Source organism: Enterobacter sp. 940_PEND (assembly GCF_001059415.1).
Lineage (GTDB): Bacteria > Pseudomonadota > Gammaproteobacteria > Enterobacterales > Enterobacteriaceae > Enterobacter > Enterobacter cloacae_M.
On the sequence record NZ_JUMS01000123.1, the window covers coordinates 82,152 to 98,251 of the forward strand.

13 protein-coding genes are annotated in these 16,100 nt (G+C 56.9%); 2 read left to right on the forward strand and 11 right to left on the reverse strand.

The annotated features are described in order from the left end of the window. The first annotated feature begins 83 nt into the window (after positions 1–83). Complete coding sequence (aspC, locus tag ADJ24_RS17510; protein WP_023311010.1) at positions 84–1,274, forward strand: aspartate transaminase; 1,191 nt, start codon at positions 84–86, stop codon at positions 1,272–1,274. Between the two features lie 48 nt (positions 1,275–1,322). On the opposite strand, the gene ADJ24_RS17515 is transcribed toward aspC, so the two are convergent. From ADJ24_RS17515 to cmoM, 7 genes are all read right to left on the reverse strand, one after another. Beyond that, positions 1,323–1,970, reverse strand: a complete 648-nt coding sequence (locus ADJ24_RS17515; protein ID WP_023311009.1) for an MBL fold metallo-hydrolase — start codon at positions 1,968–1,970, stop codon at positions 1,323–1,325. 20 nt (positions 1,971–1,990) lie between these two features. Beyond that, entirely contained in the window at positions 1,991–2,542 is a 552-nt protein-coding gene (locus tag ADJ24_RS17520; RefSeq protein ID WP_023311008.1) for a YcbK family protein, read from the reverse strand. 174 nt (positions 2,543–2,716) lie between these two features. Then, positions 2,717–4,540 carry a L,D-transpeptidase gene (gene ldtD, locus ADJ24_RS17525; RefSeq protein ID WP_048703201.1) on the reverse strand — a complete coding sequence of 608 codons (1,824 nt, stop codon included), beginning with the start codon at positions 4,538–4,540 and terminating at the stop codon, positions 2,717–2,719. 178 nt (positions 4,541–4,718) lie between these two features. Next, complete coding sequence (gene mukB / locus ADJ24_RS17530; RefSeq protein WP_023311006.1) at positions 4,719–9,170, reverse strand: chromosome partition protein MukB; 4,452 nt, start codon at positions 9,168–9,170, stop codon at positions 4,719–4,721. Then, the gene (mukE, locus tag ADJ24_RS17535) at positions 9,170–9,874 is read right to left on the reverse strand and encodes a chromosome partition protein MukE (RefSeq protein ID WP_008499954.1); all 705 of its coding nucleotides are present in this window, start codon (positions 9,872–9,874) and stop codon (positions 9,170–9,172) included. Before mukE ends, mukB begins: the two co-directional genes overlap by 1 nt. After that, positions 9,855–11,177 carry a chromosome partition protein MukF gene (gene mukF, locus ADJ24_RS17540; RefSeq protein ID WP_023311005.1) on the reverse strand — a complete coding sequence of 441 codons (1,323 nt, stop codon included), beginning with the start codon at positions 11,175–11,177 and terminating at the stop codon, positions 9,855–9,857. Before mukF ends, mukE begins: the two co-directional genes overlap by 20 nt. A 3-nt stretch (positions 11,178–11,180) precedes the next feature. Beyond that, entirely contained in the window at positions 11,181–11,960 is a 780-nt protein-coding gene (gene cmoM / locus ADJ24_RS17545; protein WP_023311004.1) for a tRNA uridine 5-oxyacetic acid(34) methyltransferase CmoM, read from the reverse strand. 124 nt (positions 11,961–12,084) lie between these two features. Between cmoM and elyC the strand changes: the two genes are divergently transcribed. Then, entirely contained in the window at positions 12,085–12,864 is a 780-nt protein-coding gene (elyC, locus tag ADJ24_RS17550) for an envelope biogenesis factor ElyC (RefSeq protein WP_023311003.1), read from the forward strand. Here the strand turns inward: elyC and ADJ24_RS17555 are convergent. From ADJ24_RS17555 to ADJ24_RS17570, 4 genes are all read right to left on the reverse strand, one after another. Further along, positions 12,841–13,734: a YcbJ family phosphotransferase gene (locus tag ADJ24_RS17555; protein ID WP_023311002.1), complete on the reverse strand. Its 894-nt coding sequence runs from the start codon at positions 13,732–13,734 to the stop codon at positions 12,841–12,843. The two genes, elyC and ADJ24_RS17555, sit on opposite strands and share 24 nt — an antisense overlap. 142 nt (positions 13,735–13,876) lie before the next feature. Continuing rightward, positions 13,877–14,623 carry a 3-deoxy-manno-octulosonate cytidylyltransferase gene (kdsB, locus tag ADJ24_RS17560; RefSeq protein ID WP_023311001.1) on the reverse strand — a complete coding sequence of 249 codons (747 nt, stop codon included), beginning with the start codon at positions 14,621–14,623 and terminating at the stop codon, positions 13,877–13,879. Beyond that, positions 14,620–14,802: a protein YcaR gene (gene ycaR, locus ADJ24_RS17565; protein ID WP_006174474.1), complete on the reverse strand. Its 183-nt coding sequence runs from the start codon at positions 14,800–14,802 to the stop codon at positions 14,620–14,622. The genes kdsB and ycaR overlap by 4 nt, the downstream gene beginning before the upstream one ends. A 45-nt stretch (positions 14,803–14,847) precedes the next feature. Further along, the gene (locus ADJ24_RS17570; protein ID WP_023311000.1) at positions 14,848–16,077 is read right to left on the reverse strand and encodes a winged helix-turn-helix domain-containing protein; all 1,230 of its coding nucleotides are present in this window, start codon (positions 16,075–16,077) and stop codon (positions 14,848–14,850) included. Positions 16,078–16,100 lie beyond the last annotated feature (23 nt).

A 16,100-nucleotide genomic window follows, 5' to 3' on the forward strand; every position in this document is an offset into this window, starting at 1 on the left:
TCGTCGCAAACGGTTGGCATTTTGTAAATCTACCGTTAACCTGATAGCGGATTTCACTTCTGTAATCACAATGGAACTTCGTCATGTTTGAGAACATTACCGCCGCTCCTGCCGACCCTATTCTGGGCCTGGCCGATCTGTTTCGTGCCGACGACCGCCCTGGCAAAATCAACCTGGGTATTGGTGTATATAAAGATGAGACCGGCAAAACTCCGGTACTGACCAGCGTTAAGAAAGCTGAGCAGTATCTGCTGGAAAACGAAACCACCAAAAACTACCTCGGTATTGATGGTATCCCTGAATTTGGTCGCTGCACCCAGGAGCTGCTGTTCGGTAAAGGCAGCGCAATTGTGAGTGACAAACGTGCCCGTACGGCACAGACCCCGGGCGGTACCGGTGCGCTGCGCGTGGCGGCGGATTTCCTTGCGAAAAACACCTCTGTTAAGCGCGTATGGGTGAGCAACCCAAGCTGGCCAAACCACAAGAGCGTGTTTAACTCTGCGGGTCTGGAAGTGCGTGAATATGCATACTACGATGCGGCAAACCACGCTCTCGACTTTGACGGCCTGCTGGCGAGCCTGAGCGAAGCGCAGGCGGGTGACGTGGTGCTGTTCCACGGCTGCTGCCACAACCCAACCGGTATCGATCCGACGCTTGAGCAGTGGCAACACCTGGCGAAGCTGTCCGTTGAAAAAGGCTGGCTGCCGCTGTTTGACTTTGCCTACCAGGGCTTCGCCCGTGGTCTGGAAGAAGATGCCGAAGGCCTGCGCGCGTTCGCAGCCGTGCATCAGGAGCTGATTGTCGCAAGCTCTTACTCCAAGAACTTCGGTCTGTACAATGAGCGTGTGGGTGCCTGTACGCTGGTTGCCGCTAACGAAGAGACCGTCGATCGCGCGTTCAGCCAGATGAAATCGGTTATCCGCGCTAACTACTCTAACCCACCGGCACACGGTGCGTCTGTTGTTGCCACTATCCTGAGCAACGATGCGCTGCGCGCTATCTGGGAACAAGAGCTGAACGATATGCGCCAGCGCATTCAGCGCATGCGCCTGCTGTTTGTGAATACCCTGGCTGAGAAAGGCGCGGACCGCGACTTCAGCTTTATCATCAAACAGAACGGCATGTTCTCGTTCAGCGGCCTGACCAAAGAGCAGGTTCTGCGTCTGCGTGAAGAGTTTGCCGTGTACGCCGTGGCCTCTGGCCGCGTGAACGTTGCTGGTATGACGCCTGACAACATGGCGCCACTGTGCGAAGCGATTGTCGCCGTACTGTAATTTGCGCCCATAAAAAAGCCTGCGTTATGCAGGCTTATTTTATTCTGGTTACCAGACAGGCATCTCATCCTGAAGGAACGGATTATGGAGCCGTTCATAGCCCAGCGTCGACATCGGACCGTGTCCTGGGATAAACGTAACGTCATCACCCAGCGGCAATAACTTTTGTTTAATCGACTGGATCAGCTGCCCATGATCGCCGCGCGGAAAATCGCTGCGTCCTACGCCACCTTTGAAGATCACATCGCCGGAAATCAGCAGACGAGACTGGTCATCAAAGAAGACGATATGGCCTGGCGTATGCCCAGGACAATGCAACACCTGTAAAGTCACATTCCCTACGTTAACGCGCTCTCCTTCGTTCAGCCAGCGATCGGGCGTCAGGGGCTGACACTCATCAAGGCCAAACATGCGGCTTTGGGCGGGTAACCCCTGCAGCCAGAACTCATCTTCTTTTTCCGGGCCGATCACCGGCACACCATAGTGTTCAGCCAGTTCAGCCGCAGCACCTACATGGTCAAGATGACCATGAGTGAGCAAAATCTGCATCAGCGTGACGCCGCTTGCTGCGACTTCCTGCTTGATCTTCTCAGCGTCACCGCCGGGATCGACAAGGGCGGCCAGTTTAGTTTGTTCGCACCAGATGAGTGAACAATTCTGGGAGAACGCGGTAACCGGAATAATACGATAGTTCATACTGCTCCTGTGTTTCGTTATTACCAGTGCCGAACCGGACCGGTATCAATATGCACAAAGTTGCTGCTGGGGTAATATCCTACACCACCTGCGCGCATAGATAACGCGGCTTTGCGAATATTGGCTAACGAAACGCCTTCAATATGGAAATCCATTGCCTGTCCCTTCGTGTGATAGCTTTTTTTGGCTACCCCGCGACTGTGGGCGCGCAGTTCATTATTGGTATCAATCGAGCGATAGCCAGAAATGAGCTGCACCGGCCTGCTGGTGCCCAGCAGGCCCTGAAGGCGGAAAAGCTGATCAAACAGTCCTGGATCGATGGCTTTTATTTTATTCGCGCGGAAATCACGGAAAAAATGGTTAAGTCTTGCTAATTCATCCTGAATATAGCCTCTGCCATCGAAGAATTCCGCTTTTAGCGACTCACCGGTATGGAGATTGTTGAGCGTTAAAACTCGCGGACGAGGTGTCGAGAGGGTGGCAAATGCTGGCGTCGGCAAGATGGCCGCTGCGCCAAGCGCAACACCACCTAACGCCAGCAGTTTGCGGCGATTAGCGTCAAATTTGTCCATGATAATCAGGTCTACAGGTAAAAGAAATCGTAATATGCTTAGCGCACGAAGGGCACCTTAACTGGCAAAACCATGTACGTCAAGGCGCCCAATCCCAGTGAATACGCGGCTTACAGCGATATTGCCCCCTATTCACCCTAACTTACGACAATCATTTTTCCCGAACTGCTTCATTTACCTGATTAATTGTTCCGCTTTTCGCAAAATTTGTGCGCCAGATCGCGCGGTGAGATCATAATTGTAAATATCTGTACGATACTGAGTACGCCCGTCTTCACCAACAAACGCAGTCAGATAGTAAAGATTGACGGGAATATTGTGCCGAATATTCACGTAACGCGTATCCCCCTGCTTCAGGGCATCCGAAATACGCGTATCGTTCCAGCCCGCATCCTGCAATAGCATATTAGCCAGCTCAGAGGCTTTGTTCACGCGCACGCAGCCAGAACTCAGCGCGCGAGTATCTTTCTGGAACAGGTTGTGGTTCGGCGTATCGTGCAGATAGATAGCGTCTGAACTCGGCATGTTGAATTTGTAGCGCCCTAAAGAGTTATGCGCTCCGGGAGCCTGCTGGAAGCGGAACGGCAGATTCGACGCTGTGATGGTCGACCAGTCGACCATATAAGGATCGATAGCCTCTTTACTGTTCCATCCACGCATCACCGTATAGCCATGACGTTCCAGATAACCCGGATCGTTCCAGATCTTCGGCAGAATGTCTTTACGCGCCAGCGTCGGCGGCACGTTCCACGGCGGGTTAACGACTACATTATTGAGCGCGCTGCTCATCATCGGCGTTTTGCGATCCGGGCGCCCGACAATCACGCGCGACGCCAGTTTTTCGCTACCATCCTGATAATAGACCAGGGAATACGCCGGGATGTTTACCATAATCCCGGTAGAGAGCGTTCCCGGCAGCAGGCGCAAACGCTGGATATTGAGCGCCAGCACCCCTGCCCGCTGCGCAGGCGATACGTTCAGCCAGTCGCGCGTCGTCTGGCCAATGACGCCATCGGCCCCCAGCCCCTGAGCGGCCTGGAACTGTTTAACGGCCGCAACCAGCTCGCGATCGTAAGCCGCGGGTTTGTTGCTCAGAACAACGGCTTTCTTCTCTTTTACTGGCGCTGATGGGCTGACGGCGACGTTTTGTGGATCGTCACCCGGAAGTGCAATCTTTGGCCCGCCGTCAAGAAGACCGGAACGCGTCAGGATCTCGCGCAGGGCAGGAACATCGCTGCTCCACTGTCCCGGACGCAGCGTCGCGGTACCGCGCATTTGCGGCCATGGACGCGTGTCTCCCACCAGCGCGAGGAGCGACTGGTGCAGAGTGGCATAGTGTGGATGCGCCGGTGCGAGGCTGGCGATAAAGCGCGGCAGTTCGCCGTTATCCAGCGCTAGCTGCCACTGGTTAATCACCGACAGCGCCGGCGTCGCCAGCTTGTACGGTTTATCGCTGTACAGCCAGCGGTTGCCATTGACCGGAATACCCGCCACGAACTGCAGGTAGCCCATCATGGCATCGGAAAGCACCACATCACGCGCCTGCCCGGTGACGGCAGGATCGGTTAACAGCTCAACCCACTTTGTAAACTGCGGCTGAAACCCTGCAATTGCGACTTCCGCCAGCTGCTGCTGGAAGGCGCGCACGGCATCGCGGTTTTCCCACATCGGTTTCATATCGCGGGCGGCATAGAGGAGCGTGAGCTGATTGATATAGACAGGCGTGTAGCCTGATGGCAGCCCCGACTGCAGCTGCTGACTGAGTGATTCCGCGTCGATGCCTTCCGGCAGCGGTTTAATTCCGGCCATGATAGCCGTCGCCGGAGACTGCTCCAGCGGCTGGGACAACGACGTTGGCTGAGCGCCTGTCGTTGCCGAGCTGTCAGTCGGCACAATTTCAGGCTCGTCGGCCTGGGCGGTTAACAGCGGAGCAAACATCACTGCCAGGCATAAACTCAGCGCAGACAGCTGACGACCACATTCTTTCTTTAGCAACATCCCTTGCCCCCTGTTTTCACGACATGCCCATCACGCTGGGGCTTTCTTTCATTATAGGTAGACGGCTAAGCTGTTGCCTTACCTTATGTAAAGAAGTTTAAAGATAACGCAGCCCCAAGCACAAGTTAAGTTTAAAAAAAAAGCGGCGCCAGTGCGCCGCTTCGGGTCAGAAAACGCTTCAGGAAGCGTCCGCCGTGGTTTCCGGCAATGACTCCGGCGGCTGCGGCGCAAAGCCACGCAGCCCCACAACGTGAACGTGTTCGCTGTTCTGGAACACCTTACGCACCAGTTTGTAGGTGGTACCCTTCTCGGGGCTGATGTTCTCCGGCGCCGCGATAATGAGCTGCATATCGAGACGTTCGCAAAGCTCGAACAGCGTGGCAATTGAGCGGGCATCAAGTCGCGCCGCCTCATCCAGGAACAGCAGTCGGCATGGCGAGATATCTTTGCCGCGCAGGCGGCGCGCTTCATCTTCCCAGCTCTGTACGACCATCACCAGAATTGACATCCCGGTACCGATCGCTTCACCGGTAGAGAGCGCCCCGGATTCCGCACGCAGCCAGCCGTCTGAGCCACGGTTTACCTCAACTTCCATTTCCAGGTAGTTACGGTAGTCCAGCAGCTCTTCACCGATGGTTTGCGGCGTACGTTGCCCCATATCAATCTGCGGGTTCAGGCGCTGATACAGCTTCGCCAGCGCTTCGGAGAAGGTCAGACGGTTGCTGTTGAACAGATCCTGATGCTGCTCGTGCTGCTCTGAGAGCACTTCCAGCAGCGTCGCGTGGGCCTCACGCACGTTGACGTTGAGGCGCACGCTGTTCACCTGGCCAAACGACACGCTCTGCAGACCCTGGTTCAGCTGGCGGATACGGTTCTGCTCGCGCTGAATGGTTTTACGAATGATGTTCGCCACGCTGCGGGAGCTGATCGCCAGCTTCTGCTCGCGGGAGGTCAACTCCTCCGTCAGGCGGCCCAGCTCGATTTCCATCTGTTCGATGGCTTCGACCGGATCGTCGGTACGGATAATGTCCTGACGAATACGCTCGCGCAGGTGCTGGTAAACCGCCACGAAGAACTGAATTTTACGTTCCGGACGTTTCGGATCCTCCGACATACGCAGCACGTCGCGCAGGTGTTCGTTATCCGCCACCGCCAGACGCAGCGCACCCAACGCCTTATCCGACATGGAACGCAGCTCATCGGCAGAAAGATACGCCAGCTCGCGACGGTGCAGGCGACGCTCAACGTTATTGTCTTTCACCATGCGCATCACCGCGCACCAGCCCGCCTTGGCGGTCACGACCTGCTCGCGCATTTCGTGATAGTCGCGTTCCAGCTTGCGCAGGCGACGGGTCAGGTTATCCATTTCGGCTTCGCAGAAGGTCAGCGCTTTTTCCAGCTGATTGCGACGCGCGCGGTTATTGCTGAGCTGAGAATGCAGCTCGTCACGACGGATACGCGCGCGCTCTTCTGCCCCGCTGTCGGCACGCACGCCGATGTCCTGAAGCTCTTTCTGCAGATCGTTTAAAAGCTCTTTCTTGGTATCGAAGGAGCTTTTCAGCGAGGCCAGCACCTGATTGTACTGGTTCAGCTGAGCGGAGTGGCTGCGCATCGCTTCGCGGGCGCGAGTACGTTCCGCCTCCGCCTGCTCAAGGCGCTGACGCAGTTTTTCGTTCAGATCGCTGTTACCGCTCAGCATTTCAGCCGAATCGGAGTAGCCAAAGTGCGCGCGACGCTGCACCACTTCCGTCAGAGCAAACGCCTGCTGACGCGCTTCGCGCTGCACCTGCTGCGACCAGGCATAATCTTCTTTTAACTGCTCGAACTGTTCCGGGTCGCTCTGCAGGACAGACACGACGGGCTCCAGCTTCGCCAGCTGATTGCCGTGCTGCTGAACGAAACGCGCGGCTTCCTGCGCTTCATCCAGACGCTCCTGGATCTCATCCACGCGGTCAGCCAGCGTGTCATCCGCCAGCAGATTCAGGCGCGGCAGAATGCGGTTAAGGGCAGCGACGCCCTCTTTCGCCTGTTCAAACTGAACGCGACTTTGCTGGTTATCACTTTCATGGCTTGCAATGGCACGTTCCAGCTCGCTACGGCGGGTGTTCAGCTTGCGGATTTCGGCTTCCGGATCTGCGTCAAACGCTACGGCGAGATGGCTGCCGATAAAGCGGCTGAACGACTGATGCAGACGCTGGGTTTTCTGCACGTCAAACGACAGGGTCGCAAAACGTTCAGACAGTGTTTCACGCTCGGCGTGCAGGCTCTCGATGCGGCTTTCGCGCGCGGCGCGGCCAAACAGCGGCAGCTCAGGGAAGCGGGAGTAACGCCACTGACGGTCGGCAATTTTCACCACCACCGCTTTTTCCAGCTCGTCGACGCTGAACACGCTGTCATCGAACGACTGCGGATCCCCTTCGATCAGGTAGAGATCTTCCGGGCAATCTTCCAGGCCGGCAAGCTGCTCAGAAATCAGCGACAGATCCGGGACCACAATCGCGTTGCGGGATGGACCGTACAGCGCGGAGAAGTACGGAGCATCGTCCAGGCCAACGTCGTCATAAATTTCGGACAGCAGCACGCCGCCAAAACGCTCGGCTAATGCATTCAGGCGCGGATCTTCTGACCCGCCCGGCTGGCTTAAGCGCTCAATTTCTTCATCGACGTCGCGCTTGCGGGCGCCCACTTCGTCACGCTCAACGATGGCTTCGCGCTCGCGCTCCAGCAGCTGCTGCAGGTATTCGGTCACTTCCTGGCTGGATTCGAACTGTTCGCCGCACTGCTCGCTGAGCTGGTTCAGGCTGCTCTGGGCCGCCAGCCAGACCGGCGCACGCTCCAGGAGCGCCTTCGAACGGGACTGAATCTGCTCCAGCTCCTGACGCAGGGCCATACGCTGTTCGCTGGCGTTTGATACGGTATCGGACAGGGCCGCAATACGCGCTTCCAGCTCCTGATGCAGGGCCTCAAGCTCGTCGAAATCGTAATTTTTTCCCTGACGCTTGCAGAATTCCGCCAGCAGACGCTCGGCTTCCTGCTGCTCGCGCAGGCGCTGCTCCAGCTCGTTCAGACGCATACGCAGCGGCTGAACCTGCTCGGCCAGATGGCGCTGGTTCACACCGTCGCGCAGCAGTTCACGGGCAACGTCCCAGGCTTCGTTACGCGCCAGCGGGCCGTTAATCGCGACTACCAGCTGATAAGCCTGTTCAAACTGGCTGTGCGCCGTTTGCGCGACGCTCATTTTCTGTTCGAGGGAGAGCAGTTTCTCGGTGGCTTCCTGCTCTTTGGCCTGGAAGGTATCCAGCCACTCGTCGGCGCTGTCCGGCGTCAGGTCAGGCAGATGGCACAGCTCTTTTGCACGCTGTAATGCCTGCAATGCCTGGGTGTACTGAATCGCTCGCGTCTGCTGCACGTCAAGCGCCTGCTGGTAATCGGCAAGCTGGCTTTTCAGCTCATCCACTTCCAGCTCGGCCGCTTCGGCGCGGGCTTCGTTCTCTTCCTGCATGTCGGCGGCTTCAGCCACCACTTCATTTTGCTCTTCGAGACGGATCTGCAGCTCATCGAGGTCCGCTTCATAGCGCTCGATTTTTTCCTGCTGACGCAGCGCGGTCTGCACCAGGTTCAGGTGATCGCTGGCAGCCTGATAATCGGCTTCCAGGTCGCCTTCAGCACCGTTGTGCTCGCCCAGCTCGCGCGCCATTTCAACGTGCTTGTACTGCTCCGCTACCAGCTGTTTACGGGAGGTAAACAGCTCGCGACGGTATTCTAATGCCTGATCGAGATGCACGCGGCGCTCGTTGGCGTGGCGCATGTAGTCCGCCGCCACGTAGTTGGTGGCTTCGCTGATCAGGTGTTTAAACAGGTCGCGGTCAGACTGGGTAACGCGAATAGCTTCCAGCGTCATGCGGTTTTCGCGCAGCGCCGCTTCCATATCCTGGAAGGCCTTACGCACGCCGCTGTTTTCCGGCAGCAGGTAGTCGCGCAGGGAGCGGGTAATCGCGCTGGAGATACCGCCATACAGCGACGCTTCAATCAGGCGGTAGTATTTGCTACGGTCTGATGCCGTGCGCAGACGACGCGCCACCACGCCCAGATCGAACATCAGCGAGTGGTAGTCGGTAATCGAGTTGAACTGCTTGAACTGCACGCCTTCGATGGCCTCAAGCTTGTCTTTCAGCTCCTGCAGCGTCAACACGCGCGCCTGGCGTTCGTTCAGGGTTTCCGTGAGCAGCGCCGTCGGCTGCACGGAGGTTGGCAGCCCCTGGATTGCAAACGGTTTGATATCCACTTTACGGTCGCGACCGGCGACCTGCTGCAGGCGCACGCCCACCACCACACGCTGATGACGGGAGTTAATAACGTCCAGAACCGAATAACAGACGCCGGCCTTCAGCTTACCGTGCAGACCTTTATCACGGGAGCCGCTTGTGGCCCCCGCTTCGGTGGTGTTACGGAAGTGAAGCAGCGTCAGGTCAGGGATCAGCGCCGTAACAAAGGCCGCCATGGTGGTGGATTTACCCGCACCGTTACCGCCGGAGAGCGTCGTGACCAGCTCATCCAGATCGAACGTTCGGGCAAAGAAGCCGTTCCAGTTAATCAGCGTCAGTGAGCGAAATTTACCGCGTTCAATCATTACTCTTCCTCCCCGCTATCCGGCAGATTCTCTTCATGCTCGTCATTGAGCTGCAAATGGTTTTCCACCGGCATCGCTTCACCGTCGCGGATCATGCGAAGCTGCGCTTCACGCGCGTCGTCGCCCGCACGCACGTCGGCGCCGAAGCGGAAGACAGATTCCGTAATCCGGAATTTGCTGCTGTCGTGGCCCATAAACCAGACCATCCCCAGACGACGCAGACGGTTCAGGGAAGAGCGAACCTTTTCCTGTAATTTCTGACGGTCAAGATCCGACCCCGTGGAGCGGTTGTTCACCAGCTTGAGCAGCTTGCTCTCATCCGCCAGCGTCAACAGCTCGTCGTAAAGTTCCTGCTGGGTGAAGATCCCTTCATTCGCCAGACGTTCCGGGCTGAGGTAGAGGTAGCAGAGAATTTTACCGACCATCATATCCAGCTCGGAGAGCACGGAACGCGGGATCAGCGTCGTGGAGCGCGGGCGCAGGTAGAAAAACCCTTCCGGCGCGCGGATAAGCTCCACGTTGTAGCGCGCGTAAAACTCTTCCAGGTACTCCTGGAAGTCCATCAAAAAGGCGTGATTATCCAGCTCGTCTAAGCCAATGTGACGACCGGCACGCAGCTGGCTGTCCAGCGCCGGAAATAACGGATTCGCCAGCGCCTGTGCCAGCTTAACGGGCATCACTTGTTCAATATTTGTCAATGACATGCGCCTGTACCTTGGCTCCGTAATCGTTAATTGGCTGCCACTTCGGCGGCAGTCCGGTGAAATCAGCTTGCGCGACGCCCAGGCGCACCGCCTGGTCTACCACAATGCGGGCAATGTCGAAGTGGCGCGCGCGAGGATATTGCGCCAGATAGTCGCGCACCACGAGACCAAGATCCAGCGGCACTTGTCTGGTTTTGTAGACAGCGAGCTGTTCTTCGATCATCGCCGCAAGCTGCTCGCGAATTTCGTTAAATTCTTCGTATTCCAGATCCGGCGGCAGTTCACCGGTCACCTCTTCATCGCGCAGCGCCATCTCTTCGTCGCGCATATCCAGCAGACGATCGGCATTGGCGTAGGTCAGCGCCCACGGCGCATCGAAATAGGTCTGCACCGACTGACGCAGACGCTGAGCAAAGACGCGGTTTTTATCCATATCAATCGCGGTACGGATAAATTTATGCACGTGTCGGTCGTAGCCGATCCACAGGTCGATTGACTGCTGGCCCCAGCTGATAATGCGGTCGAGTTTGCTCTGCAGATCGAAGACCAGACGATCGATAAAATGCAGATCGTCGTGCGCCAGCGTCGCGTCCTGGATGCGCAGCAGATTCGCCTGCAGCTTGTCCCCTGCGGCTTCCAGCGTATCCTGGAGCTCACGCAGCGTGCCGGAGGTTTCTGACAGCAGAAGTTCACAGCTGGAGATGGCCGCTCGCCAGTCTTTATTCAGCAGCTGGGCAATATCGTCTTTCACCTGCTGCTGCTGTTCGTCCATCAGACGCTGGGTCAGATCGATACTGTCGAAAATCTCGGCCACCGAATATTTCAGCGGCGCGTAGACGTTACGGTGCCAGTGGAATTCGTCACCGTTTTCATCCGCGGCATCGGCGGCACGCTTAAGCTCACCCGCCACGATCGAGAGCTGCATGGAAAGACGCAGCGTGGAAAATTCACGCTGGCGAATATAGTAATCGGTGATGCCGATGCCCAGCGGCGTCAGGCGATAGATGGCGTTTCCTTCCGCCTGTTCGCTGGTAAAGCGGTTCAGCAGACGTTGACGCACCATATCGTTGATCGCGTTGTTGGCACGCACGCTAATGGTTTCGCTGGTTTGCTCAAACGCATCACTGACATGGCGGAACGCATCCACCAGTTCACCCTCGCTCATTTCACCGTCCAGCCGTTCGCCGTTCAGCGTGGCAACCGCCAGCAGGAAAGAGAGTCTGTCTACCGGCAGCGAGATGGAGAAATCGTTTTTCCTGGCCCAGGCAACCAGTTCGGGGACTGTCTGGGAAAATTCACTCATAGGTTATCCTTGCATCTGCGGCTTGTGCGCGGTGACGTGAATATAGCGGCCAAGGCTGATAAAAGGCTCCTGACGGCAATACCGCGTTTCTAATTCTGTTAAGGTGTCAAAACAGTCACGCTGTTTGTGTTTTTCACGCAGATAATCATGAAACACCCTAACGCCCGTCTTCCCGACGATCTGCCAGCCAATCGCTTCCAGCCAGCCATAAACCTGCTGTGGATCGCGCGGATAGTCCGGGGAAAGCGTGCGCTTTTTCTTTTTGGGCATCCCGACCTGCACATAGTCGAAGTTGCCTGCAACCATGTTGTGCATCAGGAAGCCGTTAGCATTGTAGAACATCAGCGACAGCGTGCCGCCCGGGCGCAACATCGACCACAGGGTTTGTAACACGCTTTGCGGATCGGCAACCCACTCCAGCACCGCATGAAACAATATCAGATCAACCTGGGTTTCCAAATGCTGCGCGATGTCCTGAGCGGCGCATTGTATAAAATGCATGTTGTCGCTCACACCTTTCTCTTCTGCAGCACGCGTCGCGCGGGCGACCATTTCAGCAGAAAGATCGCAAAGCGTGACGTGATGACCGCGCTCGGCCATTTTTATCGCCGTCTGCCCTTCACCGCCACCGGCGTCCAGCACGCGCAACGTTTGCCCACCAAAGGTAGCCAGAATGGTGTCCAGATCCTGCCAGAGGATCGTCTGACGGAGCTGCCCTTTCGTGGTGCCATAAATGTTGCGCGAAAACTTTTCCGCGATGTCATCAAAATTGCGATCCCGCATTGGGAGAGTTCCACTCGCTAACTGCAAAACCGCTATTTTGTCACACCCGCGCGGAGAATGAACCTCTCTGGTGTAATATCACGGGTAATCACCTGCTATATGGTCAAAAAAGGAACCAAAAAGGATGCTTTTTACCCTTAAGAAATACATTGGAGGGATGATGCTTCCCCTTCCGCTGCTGCTCATCATCATCGCGCTGGGGCTGGCGCTGGTGTGGTTCAGTCGCTTTCAGAAGAGTGGCAAAACGCTTATTACGCTCGGCTGGTTTGTCCTGCTGCTGTTGAGCCTGCAGCCGGTCGCGGATGGTCTGTTACGCCCCATCGAAAATAAGTACCCAACATGGCAGGGAAATCAGAAAGTGGCGTATATCGTGGTGCTGGGCGGCGGATATACCTGGGATCCTGACTGGGCCCCCAGTTCAAACCTGATCAACAACAGCCTGCCACGGCTAAACGAAGGCATTCGCCTCTGGCTGGCAAATCCGGGATCAAAAATGATCTTCACCGGCGCGGCAGCCAAAACGAACCCGGTGAGTACGGCTGAGGCAGGTGCCAGAGTAGCGGAATCACTCGGCGTGCCGCGTTCCTCAATTATCACTCTCGACAGCCCAAAAGATACCGAAGAAGAGGCTGCCGCAGTGAAGCAGGCAATAGGCGATGTCCCGTTCTTACTGGTGACCTCCGCCTCACACCTGCCGCGCGCGATGATTTTCTTTGAGAAGCAAGGCCTGCACCCGCTTCCCGCACCGGCAAACCAGATGGCCATCGACGCGCCGCTCAACCCGTGGGAACGGGCGATCCCATCCCCGGCCTGGCTGATGCATAGCGATCGCGTCGGTTATGAGACGCTCGGACGCCTCTGGCAGTGGCTGAAAGGATCGTCAGGCGAGCCAAGGCAAGAGTGATTTTGTTGCCAGATCGAAATTTGCGCGATTAAAACGTCCGGTATTCACCAGCTGCGCGACTTCGTCCCAGAGCAGGTAAAGCCAGCGCCGCCAGAGAAACGCCTCTGCAACGGGCGCGCGTTGAAGGTAGTGCCACAGTAAACCTTCCGCCGCCCCGCTGTCGCTGAGCCTGAACAGCTCGTATTCGCGCGGAGCCCAGAGCATGATACCCGGCCCCAACATCGCCAGAAGCTGATCGCTACGTGAGTCTTTGAGCATGCTGCGCAGGGTGAAATTACCGTGGATCAGCACGCAGTTGTCATTAAAACCGTCGAACAGCGCCGGTAAGCACTCGCGGGTGCGAAACAGAATACGTTTGTCCTGCATGGTTAAACCGGTATTGTTGAACTGGTTAAGCGTTCCCCACAGCACTTCCACCCGCTGGCGATACCACAGCGGCCACAGGTTTTCCTGAGTGCTGTCGACCGGACCGACAAGCCCGCGGCTATCCTGACGATGCCAGGCCAGCAGCGCCTCGACAATCTGGTCTTTTAACTGCTCCCAGCGTTCCGGCGTGCGCGCGGGCGCTTCAACGGGCACGCCGCGTAAACGCTCAATCAGCAGCACGTCCGGGCCGGGGTGTTCCTCGTGGGTCATCACGCCGTACACCGTCGGCATACGGACGGTTCCCTCACGCGCCAGCATCGACATTTTCCATGCCAGCTGCCTGGCAACGCCCGGCGAGGTGAAACTTCTGGCCATCAGCGGCATTGGGTTGCCCTGACTGTCATACAACGACCAAAGCGCGGTATCGGCCTTTTCACTCACGCATTCGACCCGGCTTAATTTCTCACCCAGCAGATGGCTAAGTTCGGCACGCAGCTGTTCCATATGAGATTACCCCCATTAAGACTACTGCTTTTATAATGAGCGTCCAGAAGGAAGATGTCACCCGGAAGAGAACAATTAGGGAAAAGAAAGGGGAATTAGCGAGGGAGAGGGCATCCCCCCGTCAGGAGGGATGCAGGCTATATCAGCGCAACTCGGCGCGAACGCGCTCAAGATCTTCCGGCGTATCAACGCCCGTTCCAGGCACTTCGCTGGCAACGGCAACGTGAATTTTTTCGCCATACCAGAGCACGCGAAGCTGCTCCAGCATTTCGATATGCTCCAGCGGACTCGGCGCCCAGGTAACATATCGACGAATAAAACCGGCCCGATAGCCGTAGATCCCAATATGACGCAGGAAAGTATCGCCGATGGTCTCTTTAGAGAGCGCAAAGCGATCGCGATCCCACGGAATGGTGGCGCGCGAGAAATAGAGCGCATAGCCTTCGGCATCCATGACCACCTTCACGGCATTCGGATTGAATGCCTCTTCGGCGTGGTGAATAGGCACCGCGAGCGTCGCCATACCAACCTGACGCTGAGCCAGGTTTTCTGCAACCTGACGGATAATCACCGCCGGGATCATTGGCTCGTCACCCTGCACGTTAACGATGACCGTATCATCACTGAAACCACATTTCTCAACCACTTCCGCCAGACGCTCGGTGCCGGACTGGTGATCGGCGCGGGTCATGCATACCTCACCGCCTGCTGCCTCAACCGCTCGGGCGACGTCAGGATGATCGGTAGCAACAATCACGCGATCGGCACCGGATTCACGCGCACGCTCAAGAACATGCACAATCATCGGCTTGCCGTTGATATCCACCAGCGGTTTACCAGGCAGACGCGTTGAGGCATAACGCGCAGGAATAATGACAACAAAACTCATGGTTTGCTCTCTTCTGCCACCAGGGAACGAGCTTCATTTTCCAGCAGTACCGGAATGCCGTCACGCAGCGGGAAAGCCAGGCTGTCCAGCTTGCAAATCAGCTCCTGTTTGTCCTGGCTGTAGTAGAGTTTGCCGTTGCATACCGGGCAAGCAATAATTTCAAGTAAACGGTGATCCATAGTTCCTCCGTATGGGTAATCGCTAAAGCTTAACACATTCCCTTTTCAGGGAGTGCCTGTTTCCCAGCCACTTCGACAGGATGTAAACAGCCCGTCGGGTAACCGGCCCAGCGTCACGTCGCGGGCGCCCTGCCAGCGCGCGAATTCGCTAATGGCGGACGTTAACCCTTTTTCCAGGCTCGCCGTCACCCTGACGCCCTCTTCCAGATAAAGCGCAATGATTTCAAGCGTGCCGGTCTTGCGGTACATTTTGGCGTCCATGCGCCCGACCAGTTGCCCCTTATGCAGCAGCGGGAGTACAAAGTAACCATACTGGCGCTTTGGCGCCGGGGTATAACATTCCAGCCGGTAGCTAAAGTCGAACAGCTGCTCGGCGCGTTTTCTGTCCCAGACGACCGGGTCGAAAGGCGACAACACCGCACTGTGGGTTGCCTGAAGTTTCCCCTCCTGGGCCAGAGGCAGTAGCGGGAGGAGATCCGCATGCAGCCACATTTCGCCCAGCGTTTCCACCGTGACCGGGATGACGCGCTGTTCGCGTTGCCAGATGTCCAGCAGCGGTTTCAACGCGGGCTGGCGAAGGCGATAGTAATCTGCCAGCCATTGCGTGCGGAAAATCCCCAGGCTGCGGGCGCTGTTTTCGAGCATGATGGCCTCGGCCGCCTCCTGGGTAAGCAGGTCACGCTCGTCGTCCCAGTGCGGCATCACGCGATGCGTCAGGTCGTACACGCGCTGAAAATTACGCCGCTCAATCACCATGACTTTGCCTGAGGTAAACAGCCCTTCGAGATGACGCTTATGAGGTTTCCACTCCCACCAGCCGCTGGTGCCTTTGCGCGGGTGTTCAAAATCGGCGGAGCGTACGGGACCGTTATCCTGAATATGCGCGATTAGCTGCTCAATTTCGGCCGCATGTTCCAGCATCCACGCCTGACGGTATTTCCAGCCCATCTTTTCCGGAGCAAGCATACGGTGGCGAACCAGGGCAAAATCGCTGCGGGGCAGGAAGCAGGCTTCGTGCGCCCAGTACTCCATTAACTCCCCCTTGCTGAGCGCCTCATCCAGCCACTGCGAAGGATAATTCCCCAGACGGCTAAACAGCACCAGGTAAGGGCTTCGCGCCACAATGTTAATGGTGTCGATTTGAAGTAGCGACATGCGCTGGACGGTCGAGAGAATATCGGCAGGCTGCGCGCGGCGGCGGGGCTTTTTAAGCAGCCCCTGCGCGGCAAGGTGTAAATAACGTGCGGCTGAAAGCGAGAGTTGCGGTAAAGACATGCGTTATCCTGTCAGTCAAAGCG